20 protein-coding genes are annotated in these 14,448 nt (G+C 68.0%); 9 read left to right on the top strand and 11 right to left on the bottom strand.

The annotated features are described in order from the left end of the window. Positions 1-6: 6 nt before the first annotated feature. Complete coding sequence (locus ABIC90_RS00695; protein WP_354352119.1) at positions 7-885, bottom strand: helix-turn-helix transcriptional regulator; 879 nt, start codon at positions 883-885, stop codon at positions 7-9. A gap of 67 nt (positions 886-952) precedes the next feature. Here ABIC90_RS00695 and ABIC90_RS00690 point away from each other — a divergent pair, with 67 nt between their 5' ends. After that, positions 953-1,627 carry a glutathione S-transferase gene (locus tag ABIC90_RS00690; protein WP_354352118.1) on the top strand — a complete coding sequence of 225 codons (675 nt, stop codon included), beginning with the start codon at positions 953-955 and terminating at the stop codon, positions 1,625-1,627. On the opposite strand, the gene ABIC90_RS00685 is transcribed toward ABIC90_RS00690, so the two are convergent. Next, entirely contained in the window at positions 1,624-2,526 is a 903-nt protein-coding gene (locus ABIC90_RS00685; RefSeq protein WP_354352117.1) for a LysR substrate-binding domain-containing protein, read from the bottom strand. The genes ABIC90_RS00690 and ABIC90_RS00685 overlap by 4 nt on opposite strands. Positions 2,527-2,673: 147 nt before the next feature. Here ABIC90_RS00685 and ABIC90_RS00680 point away from each other — a divergent pair, with 147 nt between their 5' ends. Together ABIC90_RS00680 and ABIC90_RS00675 are read left to right on the top strand one after the other, a co-directional pair. Continuing rightward, on the top strand, positions 2,674-3,987 hold the full coding sequence (locus ABIC90_RS00680; protein ID WP_354352116.1) for an MFS transporter: 1,314 nt from the start codon (positions 2,674-2,676) through the stop codon (positions 3,985-3,987). Positions 3,988-4,022: 35 nt separating this feature from the next. Then, positions 4,023-5,126, top strand: a complete 1,104-nt coding sequence (locus ABIC90_RS00675; RefSeq protein WP_354352115.1) for a M14 family metallopeptidase — start codon at positions 4,023-4,025, stop codon at positions 5,124-5,126. A 10-nt stretch (positions 5,127-5,136) separates the two neighbouring features. Here ABIC90_RS00675 and ABIC90_RS00670 read toward each other — a convergent pair whose 3' ends face one another. The 3 genes from ABIC90_RS00670 to ABIC90_RS00660 all read right to left on the bottom strand — a co-directional run bounded on the left by ABIC90_RS00670 (position 5,137) and on the right by ABIC90_RS00660 (position 6,786). After that, entirely contained in the window at positions 5,137-5,934 is a 798-nt protein-coding gene (locus tag ABIC90_RS00670) for an enoyl-CoA hydratase/isomerase family protein (protein ID WP_354352114.1), read from the bottom strand. A gap of 72 nt (positions 5,935-6,006) precedes the next feature. Then, entirely contained in the window at positions 6,007-6,444 is a 438-nt protein-coding gene (locus ABIC90_RS00665; protein WP_354352113.1) for a hypothetical protein, read from the bottom strand. A gap of 69 nt (positions 6,445-6,513) precedes the next feature. Next, positions 6,514-6,786 (bottom strand): DUF2164 domain-containing protein, encoded by a 273-nt coding sequence (locus ABIC90_RS00660; RefSeq protein WP_354352112.1) that lies wholly within the window; start codon positions 6,784-6,786, stop codon positions 6,514-6,516. A 102-nt stretch (positions 6,787-6,888) separates the two neighbouring features. Between ABIC90_RS00660 and ABIC90_RS00655 the strand changes: the two genes are divergently transcribed. After that, positions 6,889-8,067, top strand: a complete 1,179-nt coding sequence (locus ABIC90_RS00655; RefSeq protein ID WP_354352111.1) for a YncE family protein — start codon at positions 6,889-6,891, stop codon at positions 8,065-8,067. 44 nt (positions 8,068-8,111) lie between these two features. Then, the gene (locus ABIC90_RS00650; protein WP_354352110.1) at positions 8,112-8,324 is read left to right on the top strand and encodes a hypothetical protein; all 213 of its coding nucleotides are present in this window, start codon (positions 8,112-8,114) and stop codon (positions 8,322-8,324) included. Positions 8,325-8,376: 52 nt separating this feature from the next. On the opposite strand, the gene ABIC90_RS00645 is transcribed toward ABIC90_RS00650, so the two are convergent. Together ABIC90_RS00645 and ABIC90_RS00640 are read right to left on the bottom strand one after the other, a co-directional pair. Further along, on the bottom strand, positions 8,377-9,285 hold the full coding sequence (locus ABIC90_RS00645) for a DUF808 domain-containing protein (RefSeq protein WP_354352109.1): 909 nt from the start codon (positions 9,283-9,285) through the stop codon (positions 8,377-8,379). Between the two features lie 125 nt (positions 9,286-9,410). After that, positions 9,411-9,929 (bottom strand): GNAT family N-acetyltransferase, encoded by a 519-nt coding sequence (locus tag ABIC90_RS00640; RefSeq protein WP_354352108.1) that lies wholly within the window; start codon positions 9,927-9,929, stop codon positions 9,411-9,413. Positions 9,930-10,015: 86 nt separating this feature from the next. On the opposite strand from ABIC90_RS00640, the gene ABIC90_RS00635 reads away from it, so the two are divergent. From ABIC90_RS00635 to ABIC90_RS00625, 3 genes are read left to right on the top strand one after another with little or no spacing between them, the layout of a single operon-like run. Further along, positions 10,016-10,165 carry a hypothetical protein gene (locus ABIC90_RS00635; RefSeq protein ID WP_013542593.1) on the top strand — a complete coding sequence of 50 codons (150 nt, stop codon included), beginning with the start codon at positions 10,016-10,018 and terminating at the stop codon, positions 10,163-10,165. After that, the gene (locus ABIC90_RS00630) at positions 10,162-10,476 is read left to right on the top strand and encodes a VF530 family protein (protein ID WP_354352107.1); all 315 of its coding nucleotides are present in this window, start codon (positions 10,162-10,164) and stop codon (positions 10,474-10,476) included. Before ABIC90_RS00635 ends, ABIC90_RS00630 begins: the two co-directional genes overlap by 4 nt. Then, positions 10,473-10,754: a 2Fe-2S iron-sulfur cluster-binding protein gene (locus ABIC90_RS00625; protein WP_354352106.1), complete on the top strand. Its 282-nt coding sequence runs from the start codon at positions 10,473-10,475 to the stop codon at positions 10,752-10,754. The genes ABIC90_RS00630 and ABIC90_RS00625 overlap by 4 nt, the downstream gene beginning before the upstream one ends. Here ABIC90_RS00625 and ABIC90_RS00620 read toward each other — a convergent pair. Then, positions 10,751-12,031: an MFS transporter gene (locus ABIC90_RS00620; protein ID WP_354352105.1), complete on the bottom strand. Its 1,281-nt coding sequence runs from the start codon at positions 12,029-12,031 to the stop codon at positions 10,751-10,753. The two genes, ABIC90_RS00625 and ABIC90_RS00620, sit on opposite strands and share 4 nt — an antisense overlap. A gap of 93 nt (positions 12,032-12,124) precedes the next feature. Here ABIC90_RS00620 and ABIC90_RS00615 point away from each other — a divergent pair, with 93 nt between their 5' ends. Continuing rightward, positions 12,125-12,796 (top strand): RluA family pseudouridine synthase, encoded by a 672-nt coding sequence (locus tag ABIC90_RS00615; protein WP_354352104.1) that lies wholly within the window; start codon positions 12,125-12,127, stop codon positions 12,794-12,796. Here the strand turns inward: ABIC90_RS00615 and ABIC90_RS00610 are convergent. From ABIC90_RS00610 to ABIC90_RS00600, 3 genes are all read right to left on the bottom strand, one after another. Beyond that, a complete protein-coding gene (locus tag ABIC90_RS00610; protein WP_354352103.1) occupies positions 12,783-13,223 on the bottom strand; it encodes a universal stress protein in 441 nt (146 codons plus the stop codon). The two genes, ABIC90_RS00615 and ABIC90_RS00610, sit on opposite strands and share 14 nt — an antisense overlap. Positions 13,224-13,356: 133 nt before the next feature. Then, positions 13,357-14,112: a 2OG-Fe dioxygenase family protein gene (locus tag ABIC90_RS00605; protein ID WP_354352102.1), complete on the bottom strand. Its 756-nt coding sequence runs from the start codon at positions 14,110-14,112 to the stop codon at positions 13,357-13,359. Next, positions 14,109-14,390, bottom strand: a complete 282-nt coding sequence (locus ABIC90_RS00600; RefSeq protein WP_354352101.1) for a DUF427 domain-containing protein — start codon at positions 14,388-14,390, stop codon at positions 14,109-14,111. Before ABIC90_RS00600 ends, ABIC90_RS00605 begins: the two co-directional genes overlap by 4 nt. Positions 14,391-14,448 lie beyond the last annotated feature (58 nt).

Raw genomic sequence — 14,448 nt, 5'->3', positions numbered from 1 at the left:
CTGCGGTCAAGCCGCCGTCTTGGAAGAACCCGAAACCGCACGGCCCAGAAATTCGGTCGGCGTGACGCCGCACAGCGCACGGAATTCGTTGACCAGGTGCGACTGGTCGTAGAAGCCGCTTTCGAGCGCCACGTTCGCCCAGGCCGGCGCGGGCTGCAGCCTCAACGCGCGCAGGCACCCATGCAGCCGCGCGAGCCGTGCCCAGGTGCGCGGCGACAGGCCGACGTGCGCCCCAAAAAGCTGCTGCAACCGCCGCTCGCCCACACCCACGGCAGCCGCCACGTCGCGCAGCGGCTGCCTGCCGCCGGATGCGGAGATCAGCCGGGCCGCATGCATCGCGGCGGCATGCACGCGGCCCCGTTCATCGCCGCTGTCGCGCAAGCGCTGCGCCAGGGCGGCTTCCAGCAGGGCCGCGCGGGCCGCGTCGTCCGGCGCCTCGGCCATGCGCGACAGAAGCCGGCCGGCATCGCCTTGCCAGAGCCGGTCCAGATGAACGACCTGCCCCGCGATCTCGCCCGCCGGCACGCCCAGCAGGGCCGTCGCGGCGCCGGGCCGCAGCGTGACCGACAGCCCCTCGACCTTCCGCCGCATGCGCACCACCACCGGCGCGGCCGAGGCGCCGATCGCTTCCACCGGCTGCCCGGCGCCCTCGCCTGCCGAGGGCGCGTCGCCGAGGTTGAAGACCAGGCGCACCGCACCGTCGGGCAGCACGCGTTCGCGCACCTCATGCCCGTGCGCGAAGGTCTCGCGATACAGCAGGATGTGCGACACATGCGCCTGCAGCGCCGCACGCACGGCAAACGCCCGCAGCGTGCCGGCGGGCGTGCTCGACTCCCGCCCATGCAGCGGGTCTTCGTCGAGGCGGAGGAAAAGGCGTTCGGCCATGGCCCATTGTGTTGAAAAACCCGGGCCGGCGCGAGCGCCTCGCCGTGACCGAAAATCGTCCGCTCGCATGACGTCCGCCATCACCACCGCCCTCCCCGTTCTCTATTCGTTCCGCCGCTGCCCCTATGCGATGCGGGCGCGGCTTGCGCTGGTTGCGGGCGGTGCGCCCTGCGAGTTGCGCGAGATCGTGCTGCGCGACAAGCCCGCCGAGATGCTGGCCGCCTCGCCCAAGGGCACCGTGCCCGTGCTGGTGACGGCCGAGGGCACGGTGATCGAACAGAGCCTGGACGTGATGCTGTGGGCCCTGCGGCGCAATGACCCGCTGCGCTGGCTGCAGCCCGAGGTTGGCACGCTGGACGACATGCTGGCGCTGGTCGCCCTGTGCGACAACGATTTCAAGCCGCAGCTGGACCGCTACAAGTACCCCGGCCGATTCGCCGAAGCGGAAGGCGCGGCGCGCGAACGCGGTGCGATGTTCCTGCGCGGGCTCGAATCCAGGCTTTCGGTCTCGGCCCATCTGGCCGGCGCGCACGCCACCCTGGCCGATGCCGCGCTCATGCCCTTCGTGCGGCAGTTCGCGATGGTCGACATGGCTTGGTTCGATGCGCAGCCCTGGCCCCGCTTGCAGTCCTGGCTGTCCGGCTGGCTCGCCTGCGATGTGTTCGCGCGCGCCATGCACAAGTACGCACCCTGGAAGGCGGGCGAGACGGGCATCGATTTCCCGCCTGATTGGCAACGCTAAACGGCCATCGCCGCCGCCGACGCCCGCTGGATGCACTCGATGAAGTTCTGCGCCGCAGGCGTCGTCAGTTGCCCGCGGCGCCGCACCACGCACACGTTCAGCATCGGCAGCGACTCCGCCACGTCGACCCTGCGGATGCCATGCCGCTTGAAGGTCAGCTTCACCAGCGGTTCGACGAACAGGCCGATCAGGTCCATGTGCCCGACCAGCCCCAGCGCCACCGTCACCGACTGCCCCTGGATGATGCGTGCCGGCGGCGGCAGGCCCAGCGGTGTGAAGAGCGGCGACACCGCATCGCGCCCACCGTGGTCGTCGCCCGGCAGGATCCATTCGCCGCCGTACAGGTCGTGCAGCGAACGCGCGCCCCGCAGCGGATGGCGCTCGCGCATGCCCACCACCAGTTGCACCGGAAACAGCTCGACCGCCTCGAACTGCGCATCGAGCGTTCCGGGCACCACGTGGGCGACCGCAAAGTCCAGATAGCCGTCGCGCAGCCGCGCGAGCATCCACGGCAGCACGGCCTCGCTGAACTGCACGTCGACCGCGGGCAGGCGGGTGTGGAAGTCCTTGAACGCCGCGGGCAGCACGGTGAGCGCGAACGAGGCGCTCACGGCCATCGACACCGAACCGGTGGCGCCGTCGCGGATCTGCGCGATCTCGTCGCGGGCGCGTTGCATGTCGGCCAGCAGCAGCCGCGCGCGGGGCGCAAAGGCCTTGCCGAAATCGGTGAGCCGCACGCCCTTGACGCTGCGCTCCACCAGCGGCGCGCCGACCTCGCGCTCCAGCTCGCGCACGATCTTGGTCACCGCCGGCTGCGACAGCCCCAGCACGCGCGCGGCGGCGCGGATGCTCATCTGCTCGACCACTGCCACGAAAGCGTGCAGCTGGTTGGGTTTCATCGAAGGACTTTCATGACAACCAAAAGTTATCGCTATCGCCCAATTATTGTCTTTTCATGACAGCAGCGAGTCTCTAGCATCCGCCGCGGTCCAGCGACTTGCCGCCAGACATTCAGCAAACATCACAAGCGCACCCACTGGAGAGACATGAGCATCCCGAGCACGCAGTCCCCGTCCGACCGCCGGCGTCAGACCATCGTCGCGACGACCATCGGCAACGGGCTGGAATTCTTCGATTTCACGGTCTATGGCTTCCTGGCGCTGGTGATCGGCAAGCTGTTCTTCCCGACTTTCAATTCGTACGGCCAGCTGCTGCTGACGGTGGCGAGCTTCGGCGTCGGCTTCATCATGCGGCCGCTGGGCGGCATCGTGATCGGCGCGTACGCCGACCGCGCGGGCCGCAAGAAGGCGATGACGCTCACCATCTTCTTGATGGCGCTGGGCTGCGCGCTCATCGCCTTCACGCCCACCTACGCGGCCATCGGCGTCGCGGCGCCCATCGTGATCGTGCTGGCGCGGCTGATCCAGGGCTTCTCGGCCGGCGGTGAAGTGGGCGCGTCCACCACGCTGCTGGTGGAGCACGCCACGCCCGCCAATCGCGGCTACATGGCGAGCTGGCAGTTCGCAAGCCAGGGCCTGGGCGTGATGATGGGTGCCGTGGTCGTGGGCGCGCTGACCTTCTCGCTCACGCCCGAAGCCATGCAGAGCTGGGGCTGGCGCGTGCCCTTCGTCATCGGCATGCTGATTGCGCCGGTGGGCATGTACATCCGCCGCCATCTCGAAGAATCGCTGCACATCTCGCCCGAAGAAGCCGCCGCGCCGCGCGAAAGCAGCCTGAAGATCGTCTGCACGCAGCACGGCAAGACAGTGCTGGCGGCCGTGCTCTCGATCGTCGGCGGCACCACGGCGGCGTATGTCGTGACCTTCTACATGCCGACCTATGCGGTGCGCGAGCTCGGCCTCACGCCCGCGGTGGCGCTGTTCGGCGCGGCGCTCACCGGGTTGATCTCGTTCGCGCTCGCGCCCTTCGTTGGCACCCTGTCGGACCGCGTGGGCCGCAAGCCGCTGATCGTGTGGAGCCGCGTGGCGCTCGCGGTGTTGATCTACCCGGGCTTCCTTTGGCTCAATGCCTCGCCGACGCCGCTGGTGCTGTTCACCGTGCTGGGCGTGTTCAGCATCGGCCTCGTGGTGCAGACCGTGCCCGGCATCACGATGCTGCCGGAGATGTTCCCCAAGCGGGTTCGCGCGAGCGGCATGTCGCTGGTGTACAGCGTGGGCGTGGCACTCTTTGGCGGCTTCGCGCCCTTCATCAGCACCTGGCTGGTCAACGCCACAGGCAGCAAGCTGGCGCCGGCCTGGTATCTGGTGGGGATGACGGTGGTCTCCATGCTGGGGCTGATCTGGCTGCGAGACCATACGGGCCGCGACATCGACGCCGCGGGCGCGCACGCGGCGGGCTGACCGACATCCCCCTACCTCACGGAAAAGAAATCTCCATGCAAACACAACCCACCGCCGCCACCCGTCATTTTTCGGGCACGTACGTCGAAGCGCGCGCCAAGTTTCTCGACGCCGCCGCCCAGCGCAGCGCGGCCGTCGAATCGTTCGTGCATCCCGCACACCGCGGCGCGCTCGGCGAAGAACTGGCCACCGACGTGGCACTCATCGGCGCGAAGGACGCGAAGAAGCTCTTGCTCGTCACCTCGGGCACGCACGGCCCCGAAGGCTTCTGCGGCTCGGGCGCACAGGTAGCGACGCTGCACGACGCCGACCTGCTCGCGCGGCTCGAACAGGCCGGCGTCGCGCTGCTGCTGGTGCACGCGGTCAATCCGCACGGCTTTTCGCACCTGCACCGCACCAACGAAGACAACATCGACCTGAACCGCAACCACATCGATTTCAGCGCGCCGCTGCCGGTGAACGCCGAATACGCCAATGTCGAGCCGCTGGTGCTGACCGCCACCTGGCCGCCGACGCCCGCCGATGAAGCCGCCGTGGCCGCCTACGTCGACAAGCACGGCATGCGCGCCTTCCGCGCCGCCGTCACCAAGGGCCAGTACGTGTCGCCAGACGGCCTGTTCTACGGCGGCACCGCGCCGTCGTGGAGCAACGGCACGATGCGCGCGATCCTGCGCAAGTACGCGGCATCGGCCACGCACATCGGCTGGATCGACATCCACACCGGCCTCGGCCCCTACGGCCACGGCGAAAAGATCTATCCGGGCCGCAACACGCCGGCCGATCTGGCGCAGGCACATGCCTGGTGGGGCGCCGACGTGTTCGCGCCCTTTGCCGGCGACTCGGCTTCGGCCGACGTGTCGGGGCCGGTGGTGTCCATCGCGTACGACGAATGCCCCAACGCGAGCATCGCGCCCATGGGCCTGGAATTCGGCACTCTGCCCGACGGCGAGGTGCTGACCCGCCTGCGCGCCGACACCTGGCTGCGCCGCCACCCCGAGGCGCCGGATGCGCAGAAGCGCGAAATCCGCCAGGGACTGCGCGATGCGTTCTATTGCGACAACGACGAGTGGAAGGGCATGGTGCTGGGGCAGACGCGCGTCGTCTTGCTCCAGACCCTGCAGGGCCTGCGCAAAGCCTGAGGCCCGCTCCTCAGCCGAAGTTCGGCGCGCGCCGTTCGCGCAGCGACGCCACGCCCTCGCGCACGTCGGCGCCGGCGAAGCCCATGAATTCGAGCGCCAGCGAGGCGTCGAAGGTCGGCCCGGCCTGGCGCAGCCAGTTGTTGAGCGCGTACTTGGTCAGGCGGATCGCGCTCTGGCTGCCGGCCGCGAGCCGGTCGGCCACTTCGTAGGCACGCGGCAGCAGGTCGGCCTCGTCCACCGCGAGCGACACCAGGCCGATGCGCTCGGCCTCCTCGCCGCTCACCGGCTCACACAACAACAGGTGGTACTTGGCCTTGGCCATGCCGCACAGGAGCGGCCAGACGATGGCCGCATGGTCGCCCGCCGCCACGCCCAGTCGCGTGTGGCCGTCGACGATCTTCGCGTTCTTCGTGGCAATCGAAATGTCGGCCAGAAGCCCCGCCACCAGCCCCGCACCCACGGCCGGGCCGTGCATCGCGCTCACGATGGGCTTGTCGCAGTTGATGATGTTGTAGACGAGGTCGCGCGCTTCTTGCCACACGCGCTGGCGCACCGCGTCGTCGGTGGTCATGTCCTGCACCATCGCGAGGTCGCCGCCGCCCGAGAAGCCCATCCCCTCGCCCCGCAGCACCGCACAGCGCACCGTGTCGTCGGCCGACACGTCGCGCCAGATCTCGGCGAGCTCGCGGTGGCTGTCATGGCCCGCCGTGGGCAGCTTGCCGTTGGCGGCGCGCATCTGGATGTCGAGCACCGCGCCGTGGGTGCCGCGGCGGGTGATGGCGAGGGTCTGGTAGCGGGAATAGTCCATGGTGTCTCCGCCCTGGCCCCGGAGAGCGAGGACTTCTTTTTCTTCGTTGGGCTTTGCTGGAAAGCGGAACGGCTATTTTCGCGCCGCCACCTCGCGGCATTGCCGCACATTGGCATCGAAACGTGGCGCCAGGCCCGGTTCGCAGGCTTCGTCGCCGGGCGTGAGCCTGCACATGCCCACCACCACATAGTCCATCACCGCCGAGGTGCACATCCCGTACGCCGCGAGCTCCGGGTTGGCCTTGGCCTTGAAGCCCCAGCGCTCGGAGAACTGCACCGTGCGCGCCATCGCGCCGTGAAAGAAGCTGCGGTCCCGCGCCGCGACAGCGGCTTCCATGCGCGGCAGTTCCTCGTTCAGGTAGCCGGCTGCGTCCAGCGGGAACGCCGAGGGCGGCTCCTGCTGGGCGGTGGCGAAAGAGGCGGCCAGCACGAGCGGCAGCACGGCGAGTGTGCGCGGCAGCGACGAGAAACAAGAAGGCATGAAGCGGGCGAACGGGCGTTGGTGTTGCATGGCCTGAGATTCTGCAACGTTTGGAAGCATCTTTGAACGGCCGGCGATGCATGCGCGCGACGCCCGGGCCTACTTGCCCTTCTTTTGCCTGTCGAACTTGCGCCAGTACTGGAACTCGTCCTCGTGCACCTCGAGATCGACTTCCGAGATGCGCGACTGCAGCCGCTCCTGTACCTCCGCTACGGCCTTGTTGTAGACGATGGGGCCGACCTCCTCCAGGAAGAAGCCGAGCAGCGCGCCGGCGGCGATGTTGCCGATCTTCTCGTCCATGTTCTCGTTGACGTAGCGCTCGATCGAGGCGATCGCCTGCTGGCGCGCTTCCTTGGATATCTCGATGGTCATGCGGCTTGATCTGGGGTGTTGGGTCGAACGATTGTGCCGCTACGATGCGCATCGGCCATCCGGCGCGCGCGACAACGACACACAACAACGGAGACACGCACCATGAAACTTCATCCGGCCGCATTGGCCGCCCTTGCCCTGGCCGCGCTTTCGGGCTGCACCAACCTCACCCCCACCGTCCCGCAGCGCCAACTGATGCTGGTCGCCAACGACGAGAAGCAGTCGTGGAACGACGCCGGTGCCGTCATCCTCGGCCCCATGGGGCTCGACACCGTGCAGGTGCTCGACATCGGCACCGACCCGCTCGCGCCCAAAGTCATCGGCACGCTGCAGCTGGACAACACCATCGCAGGCCCGCCGACCAACCTGGCGATCACGCCCGGCGAAACGCTGGCGCTGGTCGCCAATTCGCTCAACGTGGTCGAAGAGAACGGCGTGCGCAAGCAGGTGCCCGACAACCGCCTCTTCGTGATCGACCTGACCGCCACGCCGCCCAAGCTGATCGACACGCTCGCCGTGGGCAAGCAGCCCTCGGGCCTGTCGATCAACCGCGCGGGCACCCTGGCACTGGTGGCCAACCGCGCCGACAACTCGGTGAGCGTGCTGCGCATCGCGGGCAAGCAGGTGACGCTCATCGACACCGTGGCCATGAACGATTCGGTGGCGCATGTGCGCTTCACGCCCGACGGCAAGCGCGCGCTGGCCGCGAAGTTTCCGACCCACAAGATCGCGCTGCTCGAAGTGAACGGCGAGAAGGTCAGCTACAACAAGGTCGACCTCGCCGCCGGCCTCTGGCCCTACAACGTGGACGTGACGCCCGACGGCAAGCTCGCGCTCACCGCGGACAACGGCAACTCGGGTGCATCGGACGGACAGATCGACACGGTGAGCGTGATCGACCTCGAAGCGACGCCGCCGCGCGTGGTCGACAAGGTAGTGGTCGGCGACGGCCCCGAAGGCCTGGCCGTGAGCCCGACCGGCAGGCATGCAGCGGCCGTGCTCTTGCGCGGCAGCAATTCGGCGAAGAACGCCTACTTCTACAACCGCAACGGCTCGGTGGTGCTGCTGAAGATCGAGGGCAAGAAGGTCACGCGCGGCAACGAGGTGGTGGTGCGCGGCCTGCCCGAAGGCGCGGTCTGGAGCGCCGACGGCCGGTACCTGTACGTGGGCAACTTCATCGACCAGGACATCACGATCCTGCGCATGGACGGGGACACGCTGGTGCCCACGGGCAAGTCGTTCGGGCTGCAGGGGCATCCGGCTGCGATGCGCGGAAAATGACGGGCTGACTGCAGCAGTCTCCCTCCATCACCGAAGAAAGACCCATGGCCAAGCCTCAAAGACAACTGCGCGCGCTCGAGCGCGGCATCCTGTGCCTCGCGATCGGCGCCGCCGTGCTGCTGGCGCCGCGCTTCCTGCAGGGCACGCGGTGGTTCGAGATGGTGGCCGGTGCCTATATCGTGGGCTGGTTCGCGCTGGTGCTGGGCATCGCGCTGGTCGGGGTCGGCCTGTTCCAGCGCAACAAGCAGCGCCCCTGAAAAAGCAAAAACCCGCCTTGCGGCGGGTTTGAGCAAGCGGCAGCGCGTGGGCTCAGGCCTTCTTGCCGCGCATCTTGCCGACCAGTTCGACGACCGCCAGCACGATCGCGCCGGCCACAAGGCCCACGACGGCGTTCACGCCCATCGAGCCGAGCGTGCCGAACACGCCGCCCGTGGCCTTGGCCCAGTCTTCCACGGCATGGCCGAATGCGGGCACGCCATGCACCAGGATGCCGCCGCCCACGAGGAACATGGCGGCCGTGCCGGCCACCGACAGCGCCTTCATGAGCCAGGGCGCCGTCCACAGGATGCCGCGGCCCAGGGCCCGGGCGCCTGCGCTCGCGCGCTGGCTCAGGTAGAGGCCCGCGTCGTCCAGCTTCACGATGCCGGCCACCAGGCCGTAGACGCCGACGGTCATGATCATGGCGATGCTGGCGAGCACGCTCAGCTGCGTCGTGAACGGCTGGCCCTGCACGGTGCCCAGCGTGATGGCGATGATTTCGGCCGACAGAATGAAGTCGGTGCGCACCGCGCCCTTGATCTTGTCTTTTTCCACCGCCACCACATCGACCGCCGGGTCGGCGATGGCTTTCTCGTGGCGCTGAGTGTCGGCTTCGTGTTCCTTCTTGTGCAGGAACTTGTGCGCCAGCTTTTCGGCGCCTTCGAAGCAGAGGAACGCGCCGCCGATCATCAGCAGCGGCGTGACCAGCCAGGGCAGCCAGGTGCCGATGGCCAGCGCGGCGGGCACCAGGATGAGCTTGTTGACGAACGAACCCTTGCAGACCGCCCACACCACCGGGATCTCGCGTTCGGCGCGCACGCCGGAGACTTGCTGCGCGTTGAGCGCAAGGTCGTCGCCGAGAACGCCGGCCGTCTTCTTGGCGGCCACTTTGGTGAGGATCGACACGTCGTCCAGAACGGTGGCGATGTCGTCGAGCAGCAGGAGCAGGCTGGTGGCCATATGAAAAGGTCAGTCTGAAAAAGAAGCAGGAAGCTTAGCCGCAGCCGCTGCACGCGCGCGCAAATTCAAGGTGCGCGGCAGCTTTGCAGGCCTTGCCCCGGGGGTGGATCAGGTGCGCCGGGGCATCAGGCCACGGTGCGCTTGAGGCGGATTTCTTCGATGCGCACGGTGCCCAGCAACGTGGTCTTGGCCGTCTTCATCTCGCGCTTGAAGCCCGCGAGTTCGTGAAAGCGCATGGCGCGGTCGTTGCGAATGGGCACCCAGATGGTGACGTTGGTACAGCCCTCTTCCTCCAGGCCTTCGCGCGCGGCGTCCCACAGGGCCACGCCCACGCCCTTGCCCCAGTGCTCGGGCTTCACGTAGATGGCCCAGATCTCGCCCATGGTGGACGGCGTCTTGGGATCGCGCGAGCGGTCGTAGCCGACGAAACCGACGATTTCGCTGCCAAGCACAGCCACCTGCACCTGCGGTTCGCTGTATTCGATGGCTTCGCGCCACTTGGCTTCGCGGCTGGCGGGGGCCAGGGCGCGCAGCTCTTCTTCGGGAAGGATGCCTTCGTAGGCGGCCTTGGCGGCCAGAGCATGGACTTCGGCGACGGCCTTGGCGTCGCGCAGGGTGGCGGGGCGAACTTCGTAATCTGACATGAATGCGGGGAAATCGGATGGAACCGGCTATTGTCGCCGCACCGCTAAACTGCCCGGTGCATCCGTAGCATCAACTGGAGAAAGATATGGCCAAGAGTCAGCAACGCAGCACCAAGGAAGCCAAGAAACCGAAGAAGGACACCTCGCCGCCCAAGCCCGTGGGCACCGGCGGCATCGAGCCGGTCCGCACGATCACCACCGCGGTGATCCCGCGCGGCAAGCTCAAGAACAAGTGACCGACGAGGTACCGGCCGGCCCCGCGCCGGCCCCGGCCAAGCCCGCCCAGCCCCGCAACCCGCTGCACGGCCTCACGCTGGAGGCCATCGTCACCTCGCTGGCCGACTATTACGGCTGGGAACACCTGGGCGAGCTCGTTCCCATCCGTTGTTTTGCGATCGACCCCAGCGTGGGCTCCAGCCTGAAGTTCCTGCGCAAGACGCCGTGGGCGCGCGAGAAGGTCGAGAGCCTCTACCTCTTCATGCTGCGCGAACAACGCCGCGAGCAACAGCAGCAACAAGAACACCCCCCGCAACCGCCGCAGCCATGAGGGTCCGACTCGAGCCCTCGGGCCTGGGCTTCGACGCCCCGGCCGGCACCACGCTGCTGAAGGCCGCCGAGGCGGCCGGCATCGAAATGCCGAGCTCGTGCCGCAACGGCACCTGCCGCACCTGCATCTGCCGGATGGTGTCGGGCAAGGTCCGCCACATCATCGAATGGCCCGGACTGAGCGCCGACGAAAAAGACGAAGGCTGGATCCTGCCCTGCGTGGCGGAGGCGCTGGACGACCTTGCGCTCGATGCGCCGCAGGCGTTCTCGGTTTTCTAGGGCTTGATCGCCGCGGGCACCGCCACCGTCAGCCGGTCGCGCTGCGCCAGCGACGGGAACAGCCGGAACCACGCCAGCGCCACCACCATCGTCCCCACGCCGCCCACCACCACCGACCCCACCGGCCCGAGCAGCGCCGCCGTCGCGCCCGATTCGAATTCGCCGAGCTGGTTGCTCGCGCCGATGAAGATCGAATTGACCGCACTCACCCGCCCGCGCATGGCATCGGGTGTTTCCAGCTGCACCAGCGTCTGGCGGATCACCACGTTGACCATGTCCGCCCCGCCCGACACCGCGAGCGCGATCAGCGAGACGACAAAGCTCTTTGAAATGCCGAACACCACCATGCACAGGCCGAAAAGCCCCACGGCCATGAGCAGCGTGCGCCCCACATTGCGTTCGACCGGCCGGCGCGTGAGCGCGATCGACATCACCAGCGCCCCCACGGCGGGTGCGCCGCGCAGCAGGCCGAGTCCCCAGGGGCCGGTGTGCAGGATGTCCTTGGCGTAGATCGGCAGCAGCGCCACCGCGCCGCCCAGCAGCACCGCGAACAGGTCCAGCGACACCGCGCCAAGCACGGGCTTGCGCTTCCAGATGAAATCCACGCCCGCGAACACGGTGGCCAGCGTGACCGGCTCGCGCGCGGCCGGCGTGTAGACATAGCGCAGCCGCAACACCAGCACGCAGGCAATGACGAAGAACGCCACGCTCGCGCCATAGACCGCCGACATCCCCGCCACGAACAGCAGCCCGCCCAGCGCCGGCCCGCCGATGATCGCGCCCTGCATCCCGGCCGAACTGAAGGCCATGGCCCGCGCAAGCATCGAGGGCGGCACCAGCAGCGGCGTGAGCGCCTGCTGCGCCGGCATCTGGAAGGCACGCACCGCCCCGAGCACCAGCGACAGCCCCAGCAGCAGCGCCCGCGTGTCGTGTTTTTCGAGCACCGCCAGCAGCAGCACCAGTCCCACCAGTCCCTGCACCGCGAAGCAGGCGGCCACGATGCGGCCGCGATGGTGGCGGTCGACGATATGGCCGGCCAGCAAGGCCAGCAACAAGGCGGGAACGAACTGATAGAGCCCGACCAGGCCGAGGTCCCATGCGCTGTTGGTCAGCTCGTACATGTGCCAGCCGATGGCCACCAGCAGCATCTGCGAGGCCGCGGTGCCGAAGAGCCGCGCCGTCCACATGTGCATGAACGGGCGCTCGCGCGTCAGGTCCGAAAAACTGGGCTGGACGGAAGACGCGGAAGACGCGGGGGCTTGAGCGGGGCCGGACATTGTGCGTCGAGGATAGCCCAGGCTTCATGAGCCGCGCATGAGCGCGGGCGCAAGACCACCCCTTGCGGCGCCTCTCTACACTTGGCTTTCGCCATGAACCCGCCGCATCTGCTACCGATCCACGAAGACCCCTATCTGCTGGTGCTGGAAAAGCCCGCCGGCCTGCTTTGCGTGCCGGGCCGCGGCGACGACAAGCAGGACTGCCTGAGCACCCGCGCGATGCGGCAATGGCCCGATGCGCTCGTCGTGCACCGGCTCGACATGGCGACCAGCGGCCTGGTGGTGATGGCACGCGGCCTTGCGATGCAGCGCGCGCTGAGCGCGGCCTTTGCCGAGCGGCGTGTTCACAAGCGCTACGAGGCCATCGTCGACGGCGTGTTGCCGGTCAAGGAAGAATGGTCGCTCATCGACGCGCCGCTGATGGCCGACTGGCCGCGCCGGCCGCTGCAGAAAGCCGATCCGGCGGGCAAGCCCAGTCTCACGCGCTGGCGTGCGCTGGGTTCATCGGTGCAAGGAGACGAACTGCGCGAGTCAACCCACGTGCTGCTGGAGCCCGAAACCGGCCGCTCGCACCAGTTGCGTGTTCACATGCTGTCGATCGGCCATCCGATCCTTGGCGATGCGTTGTACGCAGACGCCGCGGTGCAGGCGCGTGCGCCGCGCCTCATGCTGCACGCGAGCGCGCTGGGTTTTGTGCACCCGGTGACGCAGCAGGCCCTTTGCTTCAACAGCGCGCCCGACTTCTCGCCGTTCAGTCGCCCTTGACGACGAGCACCGGCATGGTCGCGTCCTGCAGCACACGCTGCGTGACGCTGCCCAGCAGCAGTTTTTCAATGCCGCTGCGGCCGTGCGAGCCCATCACGATCAGGTCGGCGGCAATGGCGATGGCGGTGTCGACGATGCCTTCGTGCACCACATGGCCGTCGATCACGCGCTGGTCGCTGTGCAGGCCTTCGGCCGCGAGGGCCGCCACGCCGCGTGCCAGCGCCGCATTGGCGCTCGATGTGGCCGCGGCCAGGTATTCGTTCTGGCCGAGCGCATAGTCTGCGCCCACGCCGATGAAGGGATAGTTGTCGATCACGTGGATCAACGTGATGCGGCTTCCGAAGGCCAGTGCGAGGCCGCTGGCCTTGCTGACGGCGAGCATGGAAGTTTCAGAGCCGTCGATGGGAACCAGGATGTGATTGAACATGGCGGACCTCGCTTTCGTTCGCAGACAGACACGGCTCGATTCGAACCGGGTCCTGAATTTAACCGCTACGGCGGTGGGTGGCTGTAGGACTCGTGCCAGCGACGGCTCGCGGCCGCCAGAGGGTACCTTGCTGTCAGTCGCCCTGGAATCCCTGCGCGCGGCAGGTGATGACGAGCGTGTCGCGCCAGCCCTCGCCGCCTTCCTCCAGCGGCTGGATCGGCGTCGATTCGTGGATCACGCGCGCGTCGTCGAGCAGCAGCAGCGTCCACGGCGCGGTCATGGTGAAGCGCTCGCCGCGCCGGCCATTGGCCTCGAACACGCGCGTCTCGCCGCCCTTGATGCCTTGCCGGCCCACCAACGCCACGGCCACCAGGTCCACACCGTCGCGGTGCGCGCCTTCGGGCGTGGGGCGGCCGATGCCGCCTGCGGTGTCGATGCGGAACTGGTGCGCTTCGACAAACCATTTCTGCGGCGCACCGCGCATGTCGCTCGATGCCTCGGCGAGGCGTTGCAGCAGACGCTGCCACACCGGCTGCACGATGGTCTCGGCGAGCATCGGCGCAAACCAGCGCTGCATGCCGCCGTGCAGGGCGTTGTATTCCACCGGCTGCCAGTGGGCGCGATCGGGCACCTGCCTGAGCGTGCTGCGCTCGTCGGCCTCGACGGTGAAGCAGGCGTGCCGCCGCGTGCGGTAGCGGCCGCCGTCCTTGAGGTAGTCGTCGGGCGGAAGGTGGTTCCAGTCGGCGTGCAGGGCTTCGAGTTGCGCGAGCGGCATGCCCAGCCAGTCGCTGACGCCTTGGGGGCTCAGCACCGCGTAGCCCTGCCCGCGCAAGGCGGCGGACAGTTCGGCAGGCGCTGTGAACGGCGGCGAGAACGCTGCGGTGGTCACGCCGCGACCTTCACGCCCTTCCAGAACGCGACGCGGTCGCGAATTTCCTCGGCTTCGGGCTTGGGGTCGGCGTAGTACCAGGCGGCGTCGGTGTTGAGCTCGCCGTTGACCAGCAGCGAGTAGTAGCTTGCGGTGCCCTTCCAGGGGCAGGTGGTCTTGTGGTTGCTGAAGGTGACGTGATCGCGATTGAGCGCGCTCATCGGGAAATAGTGGTTGCCTTCGACGAGCACGGTGTCGTCGCTTTCGGCGATGGTGACGCCGTTCCAGGTTGCTTTCATGATGTTTTCTCCAGGGAACGGGTATTGTGACGTTGCTTGTCACCCATGCATCCTTGGG

The sequence above is a fragment of the Variovorax boronicumulans genome (assembly GCF_040544675.1).
In the GTDB taxonomy this organism is placed as follows: Bacteria; Pseudomonadota; Gammaproteobacteria; order Burkholderiales; family Burkholderiaceae_C; genus Variovorax; species Variovorax boronicumulans_D.
This window is presented reverse-complemented; position numbering and strand designations above follow the sequence as displayed.

What these genes read in the sequence shown, in the direction of transcription:
- ABIC90_RS00680 (WP_354352116.1), top strand. Translation starts at nt 2,674, where the DNA reads ATGAGCATCCCGAGCACGCAGTCCCCGTCCGACCGCCGGCGTCAGACC.
- ABIC90_RS00635 (WP_013542593.1), top strand. Translation starts at nt 10,016, where the DNA reads ATGGCCAAGAGTCAGCAACGCAGCACCAAGGAAGCCAAGAAACCGAAG.
- ABIC90_RS00600 (WP_354352101.1), bottom strand. Translation starts at nt 14,390, where the DNA reads ATGAAAGCAACCTGGAACGGCGTCACCATCGCCGAAAGCGACGACACC.
- ABIC90_RS00690 (WP_354352118.1), top strand. Translation starts at nt 953, where the DNA reads ATGACGTCCGCCATCACCACCGCCCTCCCCGTTCTCTATTCGTTCCGC.
- ABIC90_RS00685 (WP_354352117.1), bottom strand. Translation starts at nt 2,526, where the DNA reads ATGAAACCCAACCAGCTGCACGCTTTCGTGGCAGTGGTCGAGCAGATG.
- ABIC90_RS00615 (WP_354352104.1), top strand. Translation starts at nt 12,125, where the DNA reads ATGAACCCGCCGCATCTGCTACCGATCCACGAAGACCCCTATCTGCTG.
- ABIC90_RS00665 (WP_354352113.1), bottom strand. Translation starts at nt 6,444, where the DNA reads ATGCAACACCAACGCCCGTTCGCCCGCTTCATGCCTTCTTGTTTCTCG.
- ABIC90_RS00640 (WP_354352108.1), bottom strand. Translation starts at nt 9,929, where the DNA reads ATGTCAGATTACGAAGTTCGCCCCGCCACCCTGCGCGACGCCAAGGCC.
- ABIC90_RS00695 (WP_354352119.1), bottom strand. Translation starts at nt 885, where the DNA reads ATGGCCGAACGCCTTTTCCTCCGCCTCGACGAAGACCCGCTGCATGGG.
- ABIC90_RS00660 (WP_354352112.1), bottom strand. Translation starts at nt 6,786, where the DNA reads ATGACCATCGAGATATCCAAGGAAGCGCGCCAGCAGGCGATCGCCTCG.
- ABIC90_RS00650 (WP_354352110.1), top strand. Translation starts at nt 8,112, where the DNA reads ATGGCCAAGCCTCAAAGACAACTGCGCGCGCTCGAGCGCGGCATCCTG.
- ABIC90_RS00620 (WP_354352105.1), bottom strand. Translation starts at nt 12,031, where the DNA reads ATGTCCGGCCCCGCTCAAGCCCCCGCGTCTTCCGCGTCTTCCGTCCAG.
- ABIC90_RS00670 (WP_354352114.1), bottom strand. Translation starts at nt 5,934, where the DNA reads ATGGACTATTCCCGCTACCAGACCCTCGCCATCACCCGCCGCGGCACC.
- ABIC90_RS00625 (WP_354352106.1), top strand. Translation starts at nt 10,473, where the DNA reads ATGAGGGTCCGACTCGAGCCCTCGGGCCTGGGCTTCGACGCCCCGGCC.
- ABIC90_RS00655 (WP_354352111.1), top strand. Translation starts at nt 6,889, where the DNA reads ATGAAACTTCATCCGGCCGCATTGGCCGCCCTTGCCCTGGCCGCGCTT.
- ABIC90_RS00675 (WP_354352115.1), top strand. Translation starts at nt 4,023, where the DNA reads ATGCAAACACAACCCACCGCCGCCACCCGTCATTTTTCGGGCACGTAC.
- ABIC90_RS00610 (WP_354352103.1), bottom strand. Translation starts at nt 13,223, where the DNA reads ATGTTCAATCACATCCTGGTTCCCATCGACGGCTCTGAAACTTCCATG.
- ABIC90_RS00645 (WP_354352109.1), bottom strand. Translation starts at nt 9,285, where the DNA reads ATGGCCACCAGCCTGCTCCTGCTGCTCGACGACATCGCCACCGTTCTG.